The sequence below is a fragment of the Dellaglioa sp. CoH-57-MRSF-18 genome (genome assembly GCF_056781995.1).
Window position 1 is genome coordinate 1 of sequence record NZ_JBXAXX010000157.1, and the last position, 333, is coordinate 333.

Consider the following 333-nt stretch of genomic DNA (forward strand, 5'->3'; position numbering starts at 1 on the left):
CAACAGGACCATCATTGAAGCTAGACCTGTTGCTTGTTTGCTTCAGATAGTCCTTCAATATCTTCAGGTCCTTATCCGAGATGATGGGTTTGAATCGCGGGCTCAAGCAGCCCCACCACTCGTTAGCCAAACACCTGCGATACACGTTGCTGTCGTCCAAGAAGATACGCCAGATTGGCTCGGGCTTGCCCTCGAACGGTGTCAGCACCCGAGCCCCGCGCTGTTCTGCGTTCTCCATGTTGCTGGACATAATCACGCTATACAGGGCCGAGGCACGCGGAATGTTTGTGCCTGTCGTCAGTAGCTTTGTGGTGCCGATCAACACCTTGATCT

General features: G+C 53.5%; 1 protein-coding gene. It reads right to left on the reverse strand.

What is annotated here, in order from left to right; genetic code table 11:
* The coding region (locus AC1RPG_RS08540) for a hypothetical protein (RefSeq protein WP_481762559.1) at positions 1–333 on the reverse strand (333 nt) is incomplete at both ends.